This is a genomic window from Streptomyces sp. NPDC054842, from assembly GCF_053611025.1.
Genome location: NZ_JBSGZN010000010.1, coordinates 168,730 through 189,581, shown reverse-complemented (window position 1 = coordinate 189,581; position 20,852 = coordinate 168,730). Strand labels below are relative to the sequence as shown.

16 protein-coding genes are annotated in these 20,852 nt (G+C 73.4%); 7 read left to right on the top strand and 9 right to left on the bottom strand.

The features are described 5' to 3' along the window. Positions 1–166: 166 nt before the first annotated feature. Positions 167–1,279 (bottom strand): winged helix DNA-binding domain-containing protein, encoded by a 1,113-nt coding sequence (locus ACWGIS_RS10875; protein ID WP_453362059.1) that lies wholly within the window; start codon positions 1,277–1,279, stop codon positions 167–169. A gap of 347 nt (positions 1,280–1,626) precedes the next feature. Here ACWGIS_RS10875 and ACWGIS_RS10870 point away from each other — a divergent pair, with 347 nt between their 5' ends. Beyond that, positions 1,627–2,787, top strand: coding sequence for a magnesium and cobalt transport protein CorA (locus tag ACWGIS_RS10870; protein WP_453362058.1), 1,161 nt, complete (start codon positions 1,627–1,629; stop codon positions 2,785–2,787). 115 nt (positions 2,788–2,902) lie between these two features. On the opposite strand, the gene ACWGIS_RS10865 is transcribed toward ACWGIS_RS10870, so the two are convergent. Beyond that, a complete protein-coding gene (locus tag ACWGIS_RS10865) occupies positions 2,903–4,120 on the bottom strand; it encodes a cytochrome P450 (protein WP_453362057.1) in 1,218 nt (405 codons plus the stop codon). Positions 4,121–4,650: 530 nt separating this feature from the next. Here ACWGIS_RS10865 and ACWGIS_RS10860 point away from each other — a divergent pair. Beyond that, on the top strand, positions 4,651–5,091 hold the full coding sequence (locus ACWGIS_RS10860) for an SRPBCC family protein (protein ID WP_453362056.1): 441 nt from the start codon (positions 4,651–4,653) through the stop codon (positions 5,089–5,091). A gap of 101 nt (positions 5,092–5,192) precedes the next feature. On the opposite strand, the gene ACWGIS_RS10855 is transcribed toward ACWGIS_RS10860, so the two are convergent. The 6 genes from ACWGIS_RS10855 to ACWGIS_RS10830 form a co-directional block, all read right to left on the bottom strand. Then, positions 5,193–5,852, bottom strand: coding sequence for a hypothetical protein (locus ACWGIS_RS10855; protein ID WP_453362055.1), 660 nt, complete (start codon positions 5,850–5,852; stop codon positions 5,193–5,195). A gap of 386 nt (positions 5,853–6,238) precedes the next feature. Continuing rightward, complete coding sequence (locus ACWGIS_RS10850) at positions 6,239–7,390, bottom strand: XdhC family protein (protein ID WP_453362054.1); 1,152 nt, start codon at positions 7,388–7,390, stop codon at positions 6,239–6,241. A gap of 34 nt (positions 7,391–7,424) precedes the next feature. Beyond that, positions 7,425–8,882: an NCS2 family permease gene (locus ACWGIS_RS10845; RefSeq protein WP_453362053.1), complete on the bottom strand. Its 1,458-nt coding sequence runs from the start codon at positions 8,880–8,882 to the stop codon at positions 7,425–7,427. A gap of 226 nt (positions 8,883–9,108) precedes the next feature. Continuing rightward, complete coding sequence (locus tag ACWGIS_RS10840; protein WP_453362052.1) at positions 9,109–11,493, bottom strand: xanthine dehydrogenase family protein molybdopterin-binding subunit; 2,385 nt, start codon at positions 11,491–11,493, stop codon at positions 9,109–9,111. 2 nt (positions 11,494–11,495) lie between these two features. Further along, positions 11,496–12,098 (bottom strand): (2Fe-2S)-binding protein, encoded by a 603-nt coding sequence (locus ACWGIS_RS10835; RefSeq protein ID WP_453362051.1) that lies wholly within the window; start codon positions 12,096–12,098, stop codon positions 11,496–11,498. Then, positions 12,098–12,997 (bottom strand): FAD binding domain-containing protein, encoded by a 900-nt coding sequence (locus ACWGIS_RS10830; RefSeq protein WP_453362050.1) that lies wholly within the window; start codon positions 12,995–12,997, stop codon positions 12,098–12,100. Before ACWGIS_RS10830 ends, ACWGIS_RS10835 begins: the two co-directional genes overlap by 1 nt. A 411-nt stretch (positions 12,998–13,408) precedes the next feature. Between ACWGIS_RS10830 and ACWGIS_RS10825 the strand changes: the two genes are divergently transcribed. The 3 genes from ACWGIS_RS10825 (at position 13,409) to ACWGIS_RS10815 (ending at position 17,426) form a co-directional block, all read left to right on the top strand. Beyond that, complete coding sequence (locus ACWGIS_RS10825) at positions 13,409–15,082, top strand: PucR family transcriptional regulator (RefSeq protein ID WP_453362049.1); 1,674 nt, start codon at positions 13,409–13,411, stop codon at positions 15,080–15,082. A gap of 149 nt (positions 15,083–15,231) precedes the next feature. Next, positions 15,232–16,005 (top strand): hypothetical protein, encoded by a 774-nt coding sequence (locus ACWGIS_RS10820; protein ID WP_453362048.1) that lies wholly within the window; start codon positions 15,232–15,234, stop codon positions 16,003–16,005. Positions 16,006–16,193: 188 nt separating this feature from the next. Then, positions 16,194–17,426, top strand: a complete 1,233-nt coding sequence (locus ACWGIS_RS10815) for a hypothetical protein (protein ID WP_453362047.1) — start codon at positions 16,194–16,196, stop codon at positions 17,424–17,426. A 125-nt stretch (positions 17,427–17,551) separates the two neighbouring features. Here ACWGIS_RS10815 and ACWGIS_RS10810 read toward each other — a convergent pair whose 3' ends face one another. Continuing rightward, positions 17,552–18,379: a GntR family transcriptional regulator gene (locus tag ACWGIS_RS10810; RefSeq protein ID WP_453362046.1), complete on the bottom strand. Its 828-nt coding sequence runs from the start codon at positions 18,377–18,379 to the stop codon at positions 17,552–17,554. 155 nt (positions 18,380–18,534) lie between these two features. Between ACWGIS_RS10810 and ACWGIS_RS10805 the strand changes: the two genes are divergently transcribed. Together ACWGIS_RS10805 and ACWGIS_RS10800 are read left to right on the top strand one after the other, a co-directional pair. Beyond that, positions 18,535–19,410 carry a (2Fe-2S)-binding protein gene (locus tag ACWGIS_RS10805; RefSeq protein ID WP_453362045.1) on the top strand — a complete coding sequence of 292 codons (876 nt, stop codon included), beginning with the start codon at positions 18,535–18,537 and terminating at the stop codon, positions 19,408–19,410. Positions 19,411–19,735: 325 nt separating this feature from the next. Further along, positions 19,736–20,770, top strand: a complete 1,035-nt coding sequence (locus ACWGIS_RS10800; RefSeq protein WP_453362044.1) for a DUF2637 domain-containing protein — start codon at positions 19,736–19,738, stop codon at positions 20,768–20,770. The last annotated feature ends 82 nt before the right edge of the window (positions 20,771–20,852 follow it).

The window sequence follows — 20,852 nt, the reverse complement described above, 5'->3', positions numbered from 1 at the left end:
CTATTGAGGCCCATCTGCGCTGCATCGCACAATGCGGTGACCGGCGCGTTCCAGCGCGTGTTGGGCTTCCCTCCCCGGAAGGCCTGTCTGTCGAGCGGCCCGCGACGCCCCCCTTCCACGTTCCCGCACCCCTCCTGGACACGGCGCCGCGCCTTCCCACCGCGGACTACGACGTCACGCTTCCGAAGCGGACGTCGTGCGCACCCTCGGCGGACATCACTCGGAGCATCCGGCCGGCCTCCCGCACGACCTCCTCGCGCTGCGCACCGGTGAGGGTGACGAAAGGCTCGATCGTCAGCACCTCCCCCCGCTGGCGCCACACGCCCGCCAGGAAGCCGTCGACGAGCAGCGTGCAGTACGCCTGGTTGCCGCTCCAGGTACGGCCCTTGAGGTCGGCGGGCACCACGCGGGACCGGTCGGCGTGCGAGAGGAGCAGATTGTCGAACTCCGGCAGGAAGCGCGGCGGCGCCGGGGTGTCCGGGTCCGGCCTGGGCGCGTCGGGGAGGTCGAAGAGTTCGACGCCGTTCTCGTCGCGGAAGGTGACCAGTTCGGGGCGCAGCCGCTCGAAGACCTCCCGCAGCCGTGTCAGACCGGCCCAGGTCTGCATGTCCTTGACCGAGGCGGGCCCGAAGGCGGCGAGGTAGCGCAGCACGGTCGCGTCCGGCGCGGGGACGGGCGCGGCGGGTCGGCCGAACCAGCGTTCGGCGGTGGTGAGCGCGACCTGGCCGCTGCGCCCCCACAGCCCGCGCGGGGTGACCTGCACCAGCGGCAACCGGCAGCGGGCGGCGATGGCGAGCGCGGTGGGGTCGGCGTCCGGCCACTCGGCAAGCAGCGCCTCGCGCAGTTGCTTCATGGTGCGCGGTTCCGCCTCGACCAGTTCGCGGCTGACGACGGCGAGCCGGTCCAGGTCGACACCGAGGAGGCCCTTGCGGAAGGTGTTCAGCTCACGGTCGCGGGCGGCCTGCACCAGCGGGCGCAGGGTGAGGCAGTCGTCCGCGGTGTGGGTGTGGATGGTGGACCGCATGGTCACGATGCGGGCCACCTCGCGGTCGGCCATCAGACGGGACAGGTCCTCGGGCGCGAAACCGGCCAGGCGGGCGGCGAGCGCGTAGTACGGCGGCTTCACGTTCTGCGCCTGGAGGCCGAGGAGGTGCCCCACGGCGTCCTTCGTGCCCATCGGGGAGCGGCGCAGCAGGAGCTGCCGGTCCAGGGTCGCGCGGTTCAGCGCGCGGGCGCCCAGCACGGGCGCGGTCCTCTTCGTCCCGCCGTTCCGGTCCATCGCGACGCCCGCCTTCCTCGTCCCGCTCGACGCCGCCGTTCCCTTCGGCGTCGTGGCCCCCCGCGGCACACCCGTCCCGGCCGCCGGCCTCGTCCCGCCCGGCTTCCTCGTCCCGCCCGGCTTCCTCGTCCCGCCCGGCAACCCTGTCACGCCCGCCGTCTTCGTCATGCTCCGACGCTACGGGGACTTGCGGACACCTTCTGTCCGCATCGAGGGGGTTCCCTCTCCGGGCCGGAAGGCGTCCCCGGGCCCGCCGTACGGCCTCCCGGCCCCGCGCCGACGCCATTCACCCCGTATATCCTGCCGGTGACCGGACCGGTGCACGTGCGACAGCGGGAGGCAGCACCATGTCGGAACGCCGCGCCCGTGCGGAGGCGAGGAGCGCCCGCAAGTCCGGATGGCGCCGCGCGCTGACACCCCCGTCGGCACCTCCCGCGAATCGGCGGGACCACGAAGCGGAACCGCCCGCGGCGGAACCGGCCGAGGCCGGCAGCGTCGTCCAGGCGGCGCTGTACCGCGACGGCGTACGGGTCTCGACGCCGGCCTCGCTCGCGGAGACGTTCCGTGAGCTGCGCGACGAGACCGACGGCATGGCGTGGATCGGTCTCGCGCGCCCCACCGAGGACGAACTGCTCTCCCTGGCCGCCGAGTTCGACCTGCATCCGCTGGCCGTCGAGGACGCGATGGAGGCGCACCAGCGTCCGAAACTGGAGCGCTACGGCGAGACGCTGTTCGTCGTGCTGCGGGCCGCCCGCTATCTGGACGCGGCGGAGGAGGTCGACTTCGGCGAGCTGCACGTCTTCGTGGGTCCCGATTTCGTGATCACGGTCCGGCACGGTGCCGCGCCCGACCTGTCCGCGGTGCGCCGCCGCATGGAGGACACCCCGGAGCTGCTGCGGCTCGGCCCCGAGGCCGTGCTGTACGCGATCCTCGACTCCGTCGTCGACGGCTACGTCCCGGTCGTCACCGGCGTCCAGAACGACATCGACGAGATCGAGACGGAGGTCTTCCGCGGCGACCCGGAGGTCTCCCGCCGCATCTACGAACTCTCCCGCGAGATGGTCGAGTTCCAGCGGGCCACCCGTCCGCTGGTCAGCATGCTGCACAGCCTGATGGCCGGGTTCGCGAAGTACGGCACGGACGAGGAGCTCCAGCGCTACCTCCGCGACGTCGCCGACCACGTCACGCACACCAGCGAGCGCGTCGACGGCTTCCGCCAGGCCCTCGCGGACATCCTCACCGTCAACGCGACCCTGGTGACCCAGCAGCAGAACGCCGAGATGCGCGCCCTGGCCGAGGCGGGCTTCGAGCAGAACGAGGAGATCAAGAAGATCTCCTCGTGGGCCGCCATCCTCTTCGCCCCGACGCTGGTCGGCACGATCTACGGCATGAACTTCGACCACATGCCGGAGCTGCACTGGCTCCTGGGCTACCCGTTCGCGATCGTCCTGATGGCCGTGGTGTGCACGAGCCTGTACGTCGTCTTCAAGCGCCGCGACTGGCTCTAGCGGTTGAGCATGCACCCTCGTACGGGCAAGGGCGAAGGAGGAGGGAACCCGCACCTGCGGCGGCCGCGCGTCCTGAGGGGCCGCCGACCCGCCCCGCTCCCCCCGGAACGCGCGATCACCACACCAGGTGCAGGGCCTCCGGCGACCGGTGGATCACCGTCGGGCGCATCGTGACCGCCCGGTTCGCCGCGAGGCGCAGCCCCGGCAGCCGCGCGGTCAACTGCTCCAGGGTCAACCGGACCTGTTCCCGCGCCAGTTGGCCGCCTGGGCAGCTGTGCGCGCCCAGCCCGAAGGCCAGATGACGGTCCGGGTCGCGGGTGATGTCGAACGAGTCGGGCCGCGCGTGGCGGGCACCGTCGCGGTTGGCCGCGCCGAACGCCACGAACACCGCCGCTCCCGCCGGGAGTTCGGTCCCCGCGAGGGAGACGGGCCGGGTGGTGATCCGCCGGAATCCCTGCAACACGCTGTCGTAGCGGGCGGCCTCCTCGACGGCCGCCGGTATCCGCTCGGGTTCCGCGCACAGCAGCTCCCACTGGCGTGGGTGCCGCAGCAGGTGCAGAACGGCGTTGCCGATCAGCGCGGTCGTCGTGAGATGGCCCGCGATCAGCAGGTTCTGCAGGTGGCCGACGATCTCGTGCCGCTCGTCGAGGGTCAGCTCGCCGTCCCCGGGAGCGAGCGAGGCGACCAGCTCCGTGACCAGGTCCTCGCACGGCCGGGCACGCCGGTCCCGTACGCACGCGTCGAGGAGGTGCTGCTTCGCCACCATGTCCCGGGCGGCCGCGACCTGTTCGTCCTCCGTCAGTGGCCGGAACAGGAGTCTTTCGGCGCTCAGTCCGCCCCTGACGACGGCCGGCACGTCGTCGGGACCGAGGCCGAGGAGCCGGCCGACGACCTCGCCGGGCAGCCGCCTCGCGTACGCGGACATCAGCTCGACGTGGCCGTCCTTCACGAAGCCGTCGACCAGGGCCGCGGCCCGTTCGGCGGCGTAGGGCAGGACGGCCGCGACGCGTGCGGGTGACAGGCCCCGGACGATCGGGGCGCGCAGCTCCCGGTGGCGGGCACCGTCCGCGGTGACGACGACGGGCCGCCCGCCGAATCCGCCGCCGAGGACCGCGCGGGCGGCGGGGGACGGCACGGCGTCCGGGCGCAGCGCGTTGCCCGAGGAGAAGTCCCCGGGCCGCCGCAGCACCTCGCGCACATCCTCGTCCCGTGCCACCAGCCAGGCGTCCAGCTCGTCCACGTGGAGGAGACCCGGGGTGCGCCTCGCCAGCTCGTAGAGGGGGTAGGGGTCGCGCTGGAGCGCGTCGAGCCTGCCGTGCGCTTCGCGGTCCACAGGGGCAGCCTCTCGGGCGACGGCGTGGGTAGCGCCCATGGTCCCGCACCGCCGGGAGCGGACGGTAGGACGCTTTCGGCCCGACGGGAGGGCCGTTCGTCCCGGTCCGGTGAGGCTGGCGGGGTTGGTCCGGTCCGGTGAGGGCGGCGGGCCGTTCGTCCCGGTCCGGTGACGCGGCGGGGGCCGGGTGTCCCGGTCTGGTGCGAGGGCGAGGGCCGGCGTCCCGGTGCGGTGGTGGCGGGCTCCGGGCGTGCCGGACCGCGGGCTCCGGGTGTCCCGGTCCGGTGGGGGTGGCGGGGTCCGGTCCGGTGGGGGCGGCGGGCCGTTCGTCCCGGTCCGGTGACACGGCGAGGGCTGGGCGTTCTGCCCGATGGAGGTGGCGGACCTGGTGTCCCGGTTCAGTGAGGGTGGCGGGAGCCGGGCGCCCCGGTCCGGTGAGGCTGGCCGGCGGGGCAGGTGTTCGTCTCGTGAGGGTGGCGGTCGGGCGTCCTGGAGGGGCCCTCGGGTCCGGGGCCGCATACGATCGCCCCGTGGCCCTCTTCGTCCTGGAACGCGACACCCCGCTGCCCGCCGCCGAGGCCTGGCGCAGGCTCACCCGGTGGGAGCGGCACGCCGACGTGGTCCCGCTGACCCGGGTGAGCGTGCTGACTCCCCCGCCGACCCGCGAGGGCACCACGTTCGTGGCGCGGTCGGGAGTCGGGCCGCTCGCCTTCGACGACCCGATGGAGGTCGTGGGCTGGCGGGTACCGCTGGAGGGGCGGCCGGGCTGGTGCCGGCTGGTGAAGCGGGGCTCGTTCGTCACCGGGTGGGCCGAGATCGAGGTGCACGCGACCGGCACCGGGAGCGCACGGGTGATCTGGCGCGAGGAACTGCGGGTGCGGTGGCTGCCGCGCCTGTTCGACGGCCCGCTGGCGTGGGCCGGGCGCGGGATGTTCGGGCGGGCGATGACCGGGCTGCTGAAGCACGGCTGAGGCCGGACCTGACCCGCCTCCCGCGACCGAACCTGCTTACGCCGTCGATGAGTTCGTGCCCGGACAGGCCAACGGCGCCTCCGCTCCCGGCAGGCGTGCGCTCAGGTGGACCCGCCCGGCCCCGAAGGGCGGACTGCGGCGGCTCCCGGGTCGGCCCGCTCCCCCTCCGCGAGTTTGTCCTGGCGTTCGCGGTCGCCGTCGCGTCCGGTGCTGAGGATCGTGTCGCAGATCTCGCGCAGCTTGTCCGCGGCCTGCTTGGAGAACAGTCCGCACAGGCCCGCGATCCCGGAGAAGCCGTACGGATTGGTGGCGCCGGCGCCCGAGCTGCCGGCGAACAGGCCACCGCGCAGGAGGAAGTAGACGAGCAGGGCGAGCGCGACACCGATACCGGCCCGGAGCAGGTACCACCAAAGCCAGCTCGCGTACAGCCGCCGGTTGCCGACGTAGGTGGCGAACGAGGTGGCCGCGTGCACGAAGCTGCCGAGGGCGCTGCACAGGATGACCGCGAACAGCATCGCCGCGTCGGCGGTGAGCGACCAGTCCCCCAGCCCGAAGGGCGACCACCGGTCGACGGAGCCGTCCTGCGTCTCCGGCTGCACCAGGACCAGGACCACCGGCCACAGGCTGATCAGGGCGCCGCAGACGAGGACGACCTCGGCCACCAGGAAGACGCCCAGCGCCGTGGTGGCCGCCGGCGAGAGGCAGCGCGTGGCCTCCGGGTCGTCGTCCGCCGGGTCCCGCCCGTTCTCCGCCTCGCTCAAGGCCCCGCCCCCGCTGCGCTCACCCGCGGCGGCACCCCCTGCACCCCCGGACCCACACCCTGACGCGCCATGCGCCTCGCGAGCAAGTCCGTTGCCGGACAGTGCCGTTGAGGACGCATACCGCCTCGCGGACGCGTATCGTCCCGTAGACGCCCGCCGTCTCACGGACGCCCGCCGCCTCACGGACGCCCGCCGCCTCACGGACGCCCGCCGCCTCACGGACGCCCGCCGTCTCACGGACGCGTACCGTCCCGCAGACGCGCGCCGTCCGGCAGACGCGCGCCGTCTCGCAGACGCGTATCGCCTCCCGGACCCCGACCCCGACCCCGACCCCGACCCTGACCCTTGCCCCGGACCCGGACCCGGCCCCTGCCCCGGACCCGGGCTCAGGCCACCGAACCGATCCGCCCCGCCGGGGTGCGCGTCCCGTCGTGGTGGATCGGCGTGTGCGCGCCGGTCAGCGAGACCCCGCTGCCGCCGCGCCGGTTCGCCACGATCTCCGCGGCGATCGACAACGCCGTCTCCTCCGGCGTGCGCGCTCCGAGGTCGAGGCCGATGGGTGAGCGCAGCCGCGCCAACTCCATGTCGGTGACGCCGACTTCACGCAGCCGTTCGTTGCGGTCCAGGTGGGTGCGACGGGAGCCCATCGCGCCGACGTAGGCGACGGGGAGCTTCAGTGCGAGCCGCAGGAGCGGTACGTCGAACTTGGCGTCGTGGGTCAGGACGCACAGCACCGTGCGGGAGTCGACCCGGGTGCGCTCCAGGTAGGTGTGCGGCCACTCGACGACGATCTCGTCGGCGTCGGGGAAGCGGGCGGCCGTCGCGAAGACCGGACGGGCGTCGCACACGGTGACGCGGTAGCCGAGGAACGTGCCGACGCGCACCAGCGCCGAGGCGAAGTCGATCGCGCCGAAGACGATCATGCGGGGCGGCGGGACCGAGGACTCGACCAGAAGGGTGAGCGGCGCTCCGCAACGAGAGCCCTGCTCACCGATCTCGACGGTGCCGGTCCGGCCCGCGTCGAGCAGTGCGCCCGCCTCGCCGGCGACCGTGCGGTCCAGTTCGGGGTGGGCGCCGAAGCCGCCGTCGTACGAGCCGTCGGGGCGCACCACGAGCGCGCGGCCCAGCAGTCCGGCGGGGCCGGAGGCGACCCGCGCGACCGCCGCCGCCTCCCCGCGGGCTGCGGCGGCCAGCGCGGTGGCGAGGACCGGCCGGGCGGGATCGGCCGCCCGGACCGGTGTCACGAGGATGTCGATGACGCCGCCGCAGGTCAGCCCCACGGCGAAGGCGTCCTCGTCGCTGTAGCCGAAGCGCTCCAGGACGGTCTCGCCGTCCTGGAGGGCCTGGAGGCACAGGTCGTAGACCGCGCCCTCCACGCAGCCGCCGGAGACCGAGCCGATCGCCGTGCCGTCGGCGTCCACCGCGAGGGCGGCGCCGGGCAGGCGGGGCGCGCTGCCGCCGACGGCCACCACGGTGGCCACGGCGAAGTCACGTCCCTGCTCGACCCACCGGTGCAGATCTTCGGCGATGTCCAGCATGTCTCGGTCTCCTCAGGCGGTCACGGGGAGGGCGTCAGTGGACGCCCATCCAGCTCTCGATGGGGTTGAGGGCGAAGAAGACGATGAAGATCACCGTCAGCCCCCACATGAACGCCCCGATCTCCCGGGCCTTGCCCTGGGCGATCTTGATGGCGGCGTAGCTGATGACTCCGGCCGCGACGCCCGCGGTGATGGAGTACGTGAACGGCATGACGACCACGGTCAGGAACACCGGGATCGCCGTGGCGCGGTCGGACCAGTCCACGTGCCGCGCGTTCATCATCATCATGGCGCCGATGACGACGAGCGCGGCGGCGGCCACCTCGCCCGGGACGATCGCGGTGAGCGGGGTGAAGAAGAGGCAGGCGGCGAAGAACAGGCCGGTGACGACCGAGGACAGGCCGGTCCTCGCCCCTTCGCCGACGCCGGTCGCGGATTCCACGAACACCGTCTGCCCGGACGCTCCGGCGACACCGCCGACGGCACCGCCCGCGCCGTCGATGAACAGCGCCTTGGACAGGCCCGGCATCCGGCCCTGGGCGTCGGCCAGCTTGGCCTCCGTGCCGACGCCGATGATGGTGGCCATCGCGTCGAAGAACCCGGCGAGCACGAGCGTGAAGACGATCATGCCGACCGTCATCGCGCCCACCTCGCCCCAGCCGCCGAACTCGACGTCCCCGAAGAGCGAGAAGTCCGGCATCGAGACGGCGCTGCCGTGCAGTTCGGGGGCACCGCTCGCCCACTGCTTCGGGTCGATGACGTCGAAGGCGTTGAGGGCGACGGCGAGCACGGTCCCGCTGACGATGCCGATCAGGATCGCCCCGGGCACGCCCCGGGCCTGGAGCATGAAGATCAGCAGCAGGGTGGCCGCGAAGAGCAGCACCGGCCAGCCGGCGAGCTCGCCGGTGGCTCCGAGGCTGACGGGTGTGGCCTTGCCCTGGTGCACGAAGCCGGCCTTGTAGAAGCCGATCAGGGCGACGAACAGGCCGATGCCCATGGTGATGGCGTGCTTGAGCGCCAGCGGGATGGCGTTCATGATCATCTCGCGCATCCCGGTGACGACCAGGAGCATGATGACCACGCCGTACAGCACGCACATGCCCATGGCCTGCGGCCAGGTCATCTGCGGGGCGACCTGCGAGGACAGCACACCGGAGACCGACAGGCCCGCGGCGAGGGCCAGCGGCACCTTGCCGAAGAAGCCCATCAGCAGGGTGGTGAAGGCCGCCGCGAACGCCGTCGCCGTGATCAGCGGCTGCTGGCCGAGGGTGTCCCCGGCGACGTCCTTGCCGGACAGGATGAGCGGGTTGAGCAGCAGGATGTACGCCATCGCCATGAAGGTGGTGACACCGCCGCGCACTTCGCGCGCCACGGACGATCCCCGCCGGGATATGTGAAAGTAGCGATCGAGCCAAGACCGGCCGGCCGGGACACGGGTACCCGTGCCCGCGTCCTCCGCGACGGTCTTCGGCTCCAGTGACTGCTGGGTCATGATGCCTGACTCCCAAGGTTCACAGGGGCACCCGCGAAAGCCCTGACTGGCTGCGGGATTTGGGAAGGTGCTTCGGCTGCACGACCCCGGGGGACGGCCCGAGGCGAACGGAGGGACAACAACTGCGGGACCTGCTGGGGTGGTTCGCCGGTACCGCGAGCGGTGCGGTGCCGGAGTGCTCCGGGCGGCGCGGACTTGTGACGTTCCGTGCGCCGCCCGGAGGGTTCTAGGCGGTGCCGGTGAGGTGCTCGGGGCGTACCGGCGTCCGGTTCAGCTCCAGGCCCGTCGCGTTCCGGATCGCCGCGAGGACGGCCGGGGTGGACGACAGGGTCGGGGCCTCGCCGATGCCACGGAGCCCGTACGGGGCGTGGTCGTCGGCGAGTTCGAGCACGTCGACGGGGATGGTCGGCGTGTCGAGGATGGTGGGGATCAGGTAGTCCGTGAAGGACGGGTTGCGCACCTTCGCGGTCTTCGGGTCGACGATGATCTCCTCCATGACCGCCACGCCCAGGCCCTGGGTGGTGCCGCCCTGGATCTGGCCGATGACGGACAGCGGGTTGAGCGCCTTGCCGACGTCCTGGGCGCAGGCCAGCTCGATGACCTTGACCAGGCCGAGTTCGGTGTCCACCTCGACGACGGCGCGGTGCGCGGCGAACGAGTACTGGACGTGGCCGTCGCCCTGGCCGGTGCGCAGGTCGAAGGGCACGGTCGGGCGGTGCCGCCATTCGGCCTCGACCTCGACGGACTCGCCTTCGAGGACGTCCACCAGGTCGGCGAGGACCTCACCGCCGTCGGTGACGACCTTGCCGCCCTCCAGGAGCAGTTCGGCCGTGGCCCACGCGGGGTGGTACGAGCCGAACCGGCGCCGGCCGAGTTCCAGGACCTTCTCGCGGACCAGCTCGCAGGAGTTCTTGACGGCTCCGCCGGTGACGTACGTCTGACGGGACGCGGACGTCGAGCCGGCGCTGCCGACCTGCGTGTCGGCGGGGGCGATCGTCACCTGGGTGACGCCGAGTTCGGTGCGGGCGATCTGCGCGTGGACGGTGACGCCGCCCTGGCCGACCTCGGCCATCGCGGTGTGCACGGTCGCGACGGCCTCGCCGCCGACGACCTCCATGCGGACCTTGGCGGTCGAGTAGTCGTCGAAGCCCTCGGAGAAGCCGACGTTCTTGATGCCGACCGCGTAGCCGATGCCGCGGACGACGCCCTCACCGTGGGTGGTGTTGGACAGGCCGCCGGGCAGCTGGCGCACGTCGGCGCCCTCGCTGCTCTCCCACTGGCGCTCGGGCGGCAGGGGCATCGCCTTGACGCGGCGCAGGAGTTCGGCGACCGGGGCGGGCGAGTCGACGCGCTGGCCGGTGGGCAGGAGCGTGCCCTGCTCCATGGCGTTGAGCTGGCGGAACGCGACCCGGTCCATGCCCACCTGGTCGGCGAGCTTGTCCATCTGGGCCTCGTAGGCGAAGCACGCCTGGACCGCGCCGAAGCCGCGCATGGCGCCGCAGGGCGGGTTGTTGGTGTAGAGGGCGATCGCCTCGATGTCGACGTTCTCGACGACGTACGGGCCGACGCTCAGCGAGGACGCGTTGCCGACGACCGCCGGGGAGGCCGACGCGTAGGCGCCGCCGTCCAGGACGATCCGGCACTTCATGTGGGTGAGCTTGCCGTCCTTCGTCGCCCCGTGCTCGTAGTACAGCTTGGCGGGGTGGCGGTGGACGTGTCCGAAGAAGGACTCGAAGCGGTTGTAGACGATCTTGACGGGCTTGCCGGTGCGCAGCGCGAGAAGGCAGGCGTGGATCTGCATCGACAGGTCCTCGCGGCCGCCGAAGGCGCCGCCGACGCCCGAGAGCGTCATGCGGACCTTGTCCTCGGGCAGGCCGAGGACGGGCGCGATCTGCTTGAGGTCCGAGTGCAGCCACTGGGTGGCGATGTACAGCTCGACGCCACCGTCCTCGGAGGGCACGGCGAGCCCGGACTCCGGGCCGAGGAACGCCTGGTCCTGCATGCCGAAGGTGTACTCGCCGCGGACGATGAAGTCGGCCTTCCTCGCGGCCTCTTCGGCGTCGCCGCGCACGATCGGCTGGCGGTGCACGATGTTCGGGTGCGGGACGTGGCCGATGTGGTGGTCGTCGCGGCCCTCGTGGATGAGGATGGCGTCGGGCGCGATCGCGGACGCCTCGTCCGTGATGACCGGCAGTTCGCGGTACTCGACCCTGATCTTGGCGGCGGCGCGGCGCGCGGTCTCCGGGTGGTCGGCGGCGACGAGCGCGACCGGCTCGCCGTGGTGGCGGACCTTGCCGTGCGCGAGGACCGGGGTGTCCTGGATCTCCAGGCCGTAGTTCTTGACCTCGGTCGGCAGGTCGTCGTACGTCAGGACGGCGTAGACGCCGGGCGTCGCGAGGGCCTCACCGGTGTCGATGGAGACGATCTCGGCGTGGGCGACCGTGGAGCGCAGGATCTGGCCCCAGAGCATGTCCTCGTGCCACATGTCGGACGAGTAGGCGAACTCGCCGGTGACCTTGAGGGTGCCGTCCGGGCGGAGCGTGGACTCCCCGATGCCTCCCTTGGTCGCGGAGCGCTGGGTGAGGTTGGTGGGCGTTCCCGTGGTTCCCATGGTCAGACCGCCTCAGACTGCCGGGCGGCCGCCAGACGGACCGCGTCCATGATCTTCTCGTAGCCGGTGCAGCGGCACAGGTTGCCCGAGAGCGCCTCGCGGATGTCCGCGTCGGTCGGCGTCGGGTTGTGCTCCAGCATCTCGTCGGCCGCGACCAGCAGACCGGGGGTGCAGAAGCCGCACTGCACGGCGCCGGCGTCGATGAACGCCTGCTGCACCGGGGAGAGTTCGGTGCCCTCGCCGGTGTGCGAGTCCTGGCCCTTGGCGGCCCAGCCCTTCGCCGCGTCGAGCGAGGTCCCCTCCTGCTCCGCGGTGCCGCACGCCCCGCCGGCGCAACCGCCGTGCTGCGCGCGCTGCTTGGCGAAGTCGGCGAGTCCCTCGACGGTGACGACGTCGCGGCCCTCGACCTGGCCGGCCGCGACCAGGCACGAACAGACCGGCACGCCGTCGAGGCGGACCGTGCAGGAACCGCACTCGCCCTGCTCACAGGCGTTCTTGGAACCGGGCAGTCCGAGGCGCTCGCGCAGGACGTAGAGCAGGCTCTCGCCCTCCCACACGTCGTCGGCTTCCTGCGGACGGCCGTTGACCGTGAAATTGACACGCATTACGCGACACTCCCCTTCTGATGTGTCCGGCCGTCGGTGCCGCGGTAGGACTCCCAGGTCCAGGTGAGCGTGCGGCGGGCCATGACGCCCACCGCGTGGCGGCGGTAGCTCGCGGTGCCCCGGACGTCGTCGATCGGGTTGCAGGCGGCGGAGCACAGGTCCGCGAACTGCTTGGCCACCGACGGGGTGATGATCTTCCCGTTGTCCCAGAAGCCGCCCTCGTCGAGCGCCGCGTTCAGGAACTGCTCGGCGGCCCTGGCGCGGACCGGGGTGGGCGCGGCGGAGCCGATGCCGGTGCGGACCGTGCGCGTCTCGGGGTGCAGCGCGAGCCCGAAGGCGCAGACCGCGATGACCATCGCGTTGCGGGTGCCGACCTTGGAGTACTGCTGGGGGCCGTCGGCCTTCTTGATGTGGACGGCGCGGATGAGCTCGTCGGGCGCCAGCGCGTTGCGCTTCACGCCGGTGTAGAACTCGTCGATCGGGATCAGGCGCGAGCCGCGGACCGACTCGGCCTCGACCTCGGCGCCGGCCGCGAGGAGGGCGGGGTGGGCGTCGCCGGCCGGAGAGGCGGTGCCGAGGTTGCCGCCGACGCCGCCGCGGTTGCGGATCTGCGGGGAGGCCACCGTGTGGGAGGCGAGGGCCAGACCCGGCAGCTCGGCGCGCAGGCTGTCCATGATCCTGGTGTAGGGGACGGAGGCGCCCAGGCGCACGCTCTCCGTGCCGACCTCCCACTCGCTCAGCTCGCCGATGCGGTTCAGGTCAAGGAGGTACTCGGGCCGCCGGTGGTCGAAGTTGATCTCGACCATCACATCGGTGCCACCCGCAATCGGCACAGCCGTGGGGTGCTCGGCCTTGGCGGCGAGCGCCTCCTCCCAGCTGGCGGGGCGAAGGAAGTCCATGAGTGGCTCTCTTCATTCGTAATCGTGGGTCGTCCTGATCAAGCCAGATCGTGTGCGGCGGGCCCGGCTCGTTCATGTGCTGTTAACGCGGATCGACGTCAGTACACCGCTCCGTCCTCCATCGGGGTCAGTCACCGAAACCATGAAGGAGTTGGCTGGCCAGCGCGCACATCTTGTAGATTCGTATGAACGGAGGTCCTCGGTAACCTCCTCGCTTCCCCCGGGAAACACTCGGCACGTCGCGGGAAACAGGGAGCCCCGCTCACGAAAGCCCAGCACAGGGCCTTGGAGAGCCCGGTGCGACCGCCGGGGCGACCGCCTCGCGCCGCCCCGCGGGAGCCGGAACCCGCAGTGGGACACCCACCCACGATCCATCGTAGATTTCGAGACAAAGAACGGCGGCGACGAGACATGCGGCTGCGCGCACTGCTGGACACCGACGCGCTGGGCCTGCGGCTGCTCGGCGGCGAGGACGAACTGGATCGCACCGTGCGCGGCGTGATGACCACCGACCTCAAGGACCCCAGCCGCTACCTCTCGGGCGGCGAGCTGGTCCTCACCGGCCTGGCCTGGCGGCACGACGCCGCGGACTCCGAGCCCTTCGTACGCATCCTCGCGGGCGCCGGTGTCGCCGCGCTGGCCGCGGGCGAGGCGGAGCTCGGCGACATCCCCGAGGACCTGGTCCTGGCCTGCGTCCGCCACCGGCTGCCGCTGTTCGCCGTCAACGAGTCGGTCGCCTTCGCGACGATCACCGAGCACGTCGTGCGGCAGGTGTCGGGCGAGCGGGCCGGTGATCTGGCCGCCGTCGTGGACCGGCACCGGCGGATGATGACCTCGGGCCCGGCGGGCGGCGGCCCCGACGTGGTCCTGGACCTCCTCGGCTCCGACCTCGACCTGCGGGCCTGGGTGCTCTCCCCCACCGGACGGACCGTCGCGGGCGCCGACGGCGACGGACCGGCGCTCTCCGCCGAGGTGTGCGCGCGGCTGGCCGCCGAGCACCTGGCCGCCGCCCGCACCGGCCGGCGCGGCCCGCACCGGGTGACGGTGGGCCCGGCGACGTACTCGCTGTTCCCGGTCCGCTCGTCCGGCCGCTCCGCGTCCGCCTCCCGCGACGTGCGCGAGACGGTGCTGTCCGACTGGCTGCTCGCCGTCGAGGCGGACGCCGGGGACTGGCCGGAGGAGCGGCTCGACCTGCTCCAGGGCGTCACGCAGCTGATCGCCGTCGAGCGCGACCGGCGCGACGCGGCGCGCTCCGTGCGGCGGCGGCTCGCCCAGGAGGTCCTGGAGCTGGTCCAGACGGGCGCGGCACCCGCCGAGATCGCGGCCCGGCTGCGGGTCGCCGCCCCGGTGCTGCTGCCGGGGCTCGGCGCGGCCCCGCACTGGCAGGTCGTGGTGGCCCGGGTCGAGTGGGACGGCGGCGACATCGACGGCGGCCCGGTCGCCCAGTCGCTGCTGGAGGAGATCCTCGTGGACCCGCTGTCGCCGGGCCCCGAGCACTCCGACCGCATCGCGGTCGCCCACACGGGTGAGGAGGCCATCGCCCTCGTCCCCCTTCCGGCGGTGTCCTCCGAGCACGACGGCTCCGAGTCGGGGCTGCTCGCCGACGTCCTCCTGGAGGCCGTACGCAGCCCCCTGTCGGCCGGGCTGAACGACGACGGGCGGCTCACGCTCGGCGTCAGCGCCGCCGTGCACTCCGCCGAGGGGCTGCGCGGCGCGCTGGAGGAGGCCCGGCACGCCCGCCGGGTGGCGGCGGCGCGTCCGGGGCGGGTCTGCGCGGCCGGACACCAGGAGCTGGCGTCCCACGTGCTGCTGCTGCCCTTCGTGCCGGACGACGTACGCCGCGCCTTCACCGCGCGGCTCCTGGACCCGCTGCGCGACTACGACCGGCGGCACCGCGCCGAGCTCATCCCGACCCTGGAGGCGTTCCTCGACTGCGACGGCTCCTGGACGCGCTGCGCCAACCGGCTGCACCTGCACGTCAACACGCTGCGCTACCGGGTGGGCCGCATCGAGCAGTTGACGGGACGGGACCTGTCGCGGCTGGAGGACAAGCTCGATTTCTTCCTCGCCCTGCGCATGAGCTGAGGTCGTGGGCCCGCGCGGCGGGCCGCGCCCGGTGCCGCCGCCGCCCCACGACTTTGTGAAATCCTTCACCCACCCTCTTGGCCGGGCCACGGAATCCGTGCTGAGATGCCACCACTCAACAGCTCAATGGTGTGCTCGGGGAGGGCAACGTGGCGCATACCGCCATGTCTGGTTCCGGAACGACTGCAGGGGACGATCCACTCCAGACCGCGGTATGGCGGCTGCGCTCGCGCGCCTGCTGGGCCGACGCGGCCGCGCTCCTGGAACCGCACACCGCGGCGGCGTCCCTGCAGAGAGCCTCGCTCCTCGTCGAGCGGTGCCTGTACACCGAGCACGGCTGGGCCGAGGCGGAGGACGCGCTGCGCACGGCGGAGGCACAGGCGCGCAGCGACGACGAGCGGGGCGCGGCGGCCTGCGAGCGCGGCCATCTCGCGTACGCGGCAACCCTGTTGGGCGTACGCGACCGGGCGGACGAGGCGCGGGCCGCGCTCGGCCGGGCCGCCGCCCTGATCGCGCCGGGTGCCCCGGGGCGGGCGCTGCTGGACTTCCGGCGCGGACTGCTCGCCGAGAACCTCGCGCACTCCCCGCAGTCGGCGCGCGCCGCCTACCGCCGCGCCCACGCCGGCGCCACCGCCCAGGGCGATCCGCTGCTGCTCTCCTTCACCTGGCGCCACCTCGCCGGACTCGCCCTGCGGGACGGCGAGTCGGCGGAGGCCCGGCACGGCTTCGCCGAATCCCTGCGCATCCGTGAGGAGTTGGGCTTCCTCGTCGGTACGGCGCCCGCGCTGGCCTCGCTCGCGGACGCCGAGTCGGAGCCGGAGGCGTCCCGGCTGCGCGCGGAGGCCGCCCGGCTGTACCGCCTCCTGGGCGGCGTACCCACCTGGCTGGCCCGGCAGTTGACCCCGCCGGCCGCCACGGCCTGACCGCCCGGACGCCTTCGTGGTGCCGCCGGCCGACGCGCCACGAAGGCCGCCGACGAGGTACGACGCCTGAGTGGTTCCAAGGGAGACGACGCCTGAGGAGAGGGGCCGGCCGGCCAGGGCCGCACGTGAAGGCGTCCGATCCCCCGGCGGCACGTGGGCGGCCCCGACCGGGCCGTAGACTCCCGCGAATGCCGATATCACACCTCGCCGGCCGGGTCGCACTGGTCGCCGCCTTCGTGCTTCTCGCCGGGTGCGGCACGGGAGAACAGCGCCCGGCCCGTCCGGCGCCGAGCGGCTCCGCCACCGGTGCGGGATCCGCCCACCGGGCCTGGGCGTACGAGTACGTCTCCGGAGTGGACCCCGTCGGCAACCAGCTGCTCGACATCGCCGCCGTCTCCCGGCGCGAGGCCTGGGCCATCGGCACGCTGCACGATGCCGGCGTGTCCACCCCGGGCCCACGGATGCTGCGGTTCGACGGCTCGAAGTGGAAGCGGTACGACCTGTCCTCCGACCTCCGTGACGCGCTCGGCGGTGGCACGATCGGCTCGCCGACCCTGCACGCGGGCGCGGGCGAGGCCTGGCTGTTCGCGCGCGTCGACCAAGGACCGGGCACCGTCCCCGCTCCGCTCGCCGCACGGTTCGACGGCACCCGCTGGCGAGCCGTCACGCCTCCCCCCGAGGGCGGCCTGATCCGCGTCGCGGTGCTCGGACCCGCGGACGTCTGGGCGCTCGCGAACGCCTCGCGCCACAAGGCCTGGCACTGGGACGGGCACGGCTGGACCGCCACCCGGCTGCCCCTGGACGCGACGGCCATCACGGCGGACACCGCCGGCGGAGACCTCTGGGTGGCCGGACACGTGACCGACCCCGAGGCGGACGAGGCGGACGCGGCCGATCCCGACCACCCGCAGCCGCGCCCCCTCCGGCTCGCGGCCGCACGCTGGGACGGGCGGCAGTGGCGGACGGAGCGGATGCCGGACGTCGCCACGGACGACCCGGAGTTTCCCGGCTGCCGGACGCCGGTGCACGCGCTGGACGCGCGCGGGGCCGACGACGTGTGGGCCACGGGAATCGAGTACGGCCCGTACGACGGTCCGAGACACACGCCTCCGGGCGACCGTCCCTGCGCTCTGCACTGGGACGGCGAGCGCTGGAGCAAGTCGGCCGACCTGCCCGCCGGGGTCCTCGACGCCAGGAGGGTGCGCGGGAGGAACGGCGAGGTGAGCCGTATCGCACGCCCGCCCCGCCTCACCGGCCTCACCGGGAAGCTCACCGAGGCCGACAGGAGGCAGAAGTTCCGCCTGGCCGAGATCACTCAGGTTCCGGGGACCGGCGAAGCGTGGGGTGTGGGCACCGTGGAACTCGGAGCGTCCGGCGACGCGAACTTCAGCCGTGCGGTGATCGTGCGGTACCGGCCCTAGGGTCCGACCCGGACGGCCCTTCCCGGGCCGGCACCGGCCGACGACCCGGCTCCGCCGCCGACCCGGCCGCCCGCGTGCTCGGGGTCGTCCCCGTCCTTGCGGCCGGGCGCCGTGGACGACACCCGCTAGGCGCCGGTGAAGTGTTCCCGTACCAGGGACTGGACCACGGACAGGTCCTGTGCGGTCAGCGCGTCGAGCAGCGCCGTGTGTTCGGCCGCGTCGGCCACGAGGTCGGCGCGGCCTCGCGAGACGGGGCCGCCGACCAGGGGCCACTGGGCCCGGCGGTGCAGATCGTCGGCGATGCGCAGCAGCTGCTCGTTGCCGGCGAGGGCGAGGACGGCGCGGTGGAAGGCGCGGTCGCAGTCCGCGTAGCTCGCGCGGTCCCCGGTGGACGCGGCCCGTGCCGTCGCCTCGGCGAGCGGGCGCAGCTCCGTCCAGCGGGCGGCGGGCACCGTACGGGCGAGCCGCAGCATCACCGGGACCTCGATCAGCGCCCGGACCTCGGCCAGCTCCGCCAGCTCGCGGGGGCACCGCACGACGACGCGGAAGCCCCGGTTCGGCACGACCTCGACGGCGCCTTCGAGGGCGAGCTGCTGCATGGCCTCGCGGACGGGTGTCGCGGACACCCCGAACCGCTCGCCGAGCACGGGCGCCGAGTACACCTCGCCGGGCGCCAGCTGCCCCGAGACCAGTGCCGTCCGCAGGGCGTCGAGGATCTGGCCGCGCACGGAGGAGCGCTGGACGGGCCGGCGTCCGTCGCCGCCCGGCGGCGGCAGGGGCGTCTCGCTGTGCGTGTGCTCACCGCGGACGCCGCCCGCGGGGGCGGCGGGGCGGGCCGTGCCCCGCCGGCGGTCCCGGTCCGCGGCCCGCGGCTGCGGGGGCACGCGCGGGGCGGTGTCCGGGGTCGCCGAACCCGTGGGGCGGTGCGCGTCGCGCGGGCCGGCCTGCTCCACGGGCTCCTCCTCCGGGCTTGGTGGTAGTTGGGGGTCAATGCGGTGGTTGTCACCGACCGTCAAGACCATAGGCGCCCGGGGCCCCAGTTCAAACCTCCAGCGACGTGGGTAAGGTAAGGCTTACCTGCAAACGAGCGTGAAGCGGTGGTCCTCGCATGCCTCTCTCCGCCCTGGTCCCGGACCTCCCGGCCGGCGCCGCCCCCGCGGCCCCCTCGGCCGTCTCGGAGGCGTACGCCCGCCTCACCGAGGTGTTCCCGGGGCTGACGGTCGAGGAGCTCGGTCCGGCGCAGGAGGCACCCCGGGACGGCGGCTGGACCGGTGCCGCGGGGCTCGCGGCGGGCGGCGCGGAACTCGACGCGTTCCTCGCCTGGGACGAGGAGCAGGTGCTCCGGGACTACGGGCAGCGGGGCCGCCCGGACGTCGTCGCCGGCTTCGGGCTGCACCGCTACGCCTGGCCCGCCTGCCTGTTGATCACCGTGCCGTGGTTCCTGCTGCGCCGGGTCCCGCGGCTGCCTGTGGAACACGTCACGTACCAGCGCGCCCTGGGACGCATGGCGGTGCGCGTCGACGCGTTCGCCTGCCTGCCCGACGACCCCGCGGCCGGCCTGCCCGGCGCCCGCGTCGTGCCGGACGAGGCGGCCCTGGAGGCCGAGGTGCGGGCCGCCGTCGCGGAGCACCTGGAGCCGGTCCTCGACGGCTTCGGCCCCCGGATGCGGCGGCGCGGCCGCGCCCTGTGGGGCATGGCGACCGACGAGGTCGTCGAGGGGCTCTGGTACGTCGCCCACCTCCTCGGCGAGGAGCGGCGGGCGATGCGCGAGCTGGAGCGGCTGCTGCCGGGCACGACGAAGCCGTACGCCGGTGCCGCGGCGTTCCGGGAGCTGACCGGACCGGACGGCGAGGCCCTGCCCACCCGGGACCGGGCGAGCTGCTGCCTCTTCTACACGCTGCGGCCCGAGGACACCTGTGTCACCTGCCCGCGCACCTGCGACGCGGACCGCGTCACCAAGTTGACCGCGTCCGCGGCGAGTTGACGCCCTCGGGACCGCGTCGCGCGGCTTCCCCCCTAAGATCGACTCGCGTCGCGGCGGCCCAGGGGCACCCGGCACGGCACCTCGCGGACCACGGTCAGTTCACAACTTCCTCACGTACCGCAGGAACTTTCCGTGGAACCACCCGTACGGGTAGTCTTATTCGTACTCAACTCCCGTTCCTCGCGCGGCAGTTCGAGCAAATCGTCGCCCTGCGCATGCCCTTGCACTCCCTTGGCGGCCTCTTGCCCCGAAACCCCCTGAGGGCCGACGGGATTGGGCCACTATGGCGGGCATTACGCCCTATCCCAATGCAAGGGACCCCCTGATGAGACTGACCGACATATCGCTGAACTGGCTGCTTCCGGGCGCCGTCTTGCTCCTGGGCATGCTGGCGGCGGTGGCGGTGCTCGCGCGCGGCAAGCGGGCCGGGGAGAAAGCGACGCGCGTGGAGGACTCGTGGGAGCGCAGCGAGGAGCGCCGCAGGCGCAAGGAGGCCATCTACGGAACCGCCTCCTACGTCCTGCTGTTCTGCTGCGCCGCGGTCGCCGCGGCTCTCTCCTTCCACGGCCTCGTGGGCTTCGGTGAGCAGAACCTCGGCCTCTCCGGCGGCTGGGAGTACCTGGTGCCGTTCGGGCTGGACGGTGCGGCCATGTTCTGCTCCGTGCTCGCGGTGCGCGAGGCCAGCCACGGTGACGCGGCCCTCGGCTCCCGCATACTCGTGTGGACGTTCGCGGGCGCGGCGGCCTGGTTCAACTGGGTGCACGCTCCCCGGGGCCTCGACCACGCGGGCGCACCGCACTTCTTCGCGGGCATGTCCCTGTCCGCGGCGGTGCTGTTCGACCGCGCGCTGAAGCAGACGCGCCGGGCCGCGCTGCGGGAGCAGGGCCTGGTCCCGCGCCCGCTGCCGCAGATCCGCATCGTCCGCTGGCTGCGCGCTCCCCGCGAGACGTACAGCGCCTGGTCGCTGATGCTGCTGGAGAACGTCCGGACCCTGGACGAGGCCGTGGACGAGGTGCGCGAGGACCGGCGCCAGAAGGAGCAGACCCGACTGCGCCGGCGCGAGCAGGAGCGGGTCGAGCGGGCGCACCTCAAGGCGCTCAGCCGCAGTCACCGCGGCCTGGTCGGCCGCGGCAACCGGCAGCTCGAGACCACCGTGGAGCGGGCTCCCGCCCCGGCCTCCTCGGAGCCTGCCATATCGGCGTCGGAGCAACTGCCCGTACGCTCCCGCGCCTCCCTGCAGCCGGTCCGCGGCGCCACTGACCCGGTCATCGACCTCACCGCGGAGGACGACACCATGGCGCTGCCGCGCCTCGACTCCCTGGAGCGCAAACTGAAGGACCTGGAGCAGCAGTTCGGCTAAGGCCGGACCGACAGGCGTACCGGCGGGTCCCGGACGCCTCACCGGACGGGGGCGCGGGCAGGAGTGCTGCCCCCCCCCCCCC

Coding starts and splice junctions, on each gene's coding strand:
- ACWGIS_RS10875 (WP_453362059.1), bottom strand. CDS start 1,279: ATGGACCGGAACGGCGGGACGAAGAGGACCGCGCCCGTGCTGGGCGCC.
- ACWGIS_RS10870 (WP_453362058.1), top strand. CDS start 1,627: ATGTCGGAACGCCGCGCCCGTGCGGAGGCGAGGAGCGCCCGCAAGTCC.
- ACWGIS_RS10850 (WP_453362054.1), bottom strand. CDS start 7,390: ATGCTGGACATCGCCGAAGATCTGCACCGGTGGGTCGAGCAGGGACGT.
- ACWGIS_RS10845 (WP_453362053.1), bottom strand. CDS start 8,882: ATGACCCAGCAGTCACTGGAGCCGAAGACCGTCGCGGAGGACGCGGGC.
- ACWGIS_RS10840 (WP_453362052.1), bottom strand. CDS start 11,493: ATGGGAACCACGGGAACGCCCACCAACCTCACCCAGCGCTCCGCGACC.
- ACWGIS_RS10835 (WP_453362051.1), bottom strand. CDS start 12,098: ATGCGTGTCAATTTCACGGTCAACGGCCGTCCGCAGGAAGCCGACGAC.
- ACWGIS_RS10830 (WP_453362050.1), bottom strand. CDS start 12,997: ATGGACTTCCTTCGCCCCGCCAGCTGGGAGGAGGCGCTCGCCGCCAAG.
- ACWGIS_RS10825 (WP_453362049.1), top strand. CDS start 13,409: ATGCGGCTGCGCGCACTGCTGGACACCGACGCGCTGGGCCTGCGGCTG.
- ACWGIS_RS10815 (WP_453362047.1), top strand. CDS start 16,194: ATGCCGATATCACACCTCGCCGGCCGGGTCGCACTGGTCGCCGCCTTC.
- ACWGIS_RS10805 (WP_453362045.1), top strand. CDS start 18,535: ATGCCTCTCTCCGCCCTGGTCCCGGACCTCCCGGCCGGCGCCGCCCCC.
- ACWGIS_RS10800 (WP_453362044.1), top strand. CDS start 19,736: ATGAGACTGACCGACATATCGCTGAACTGGCTGCTTCCGGGCGCCGTC.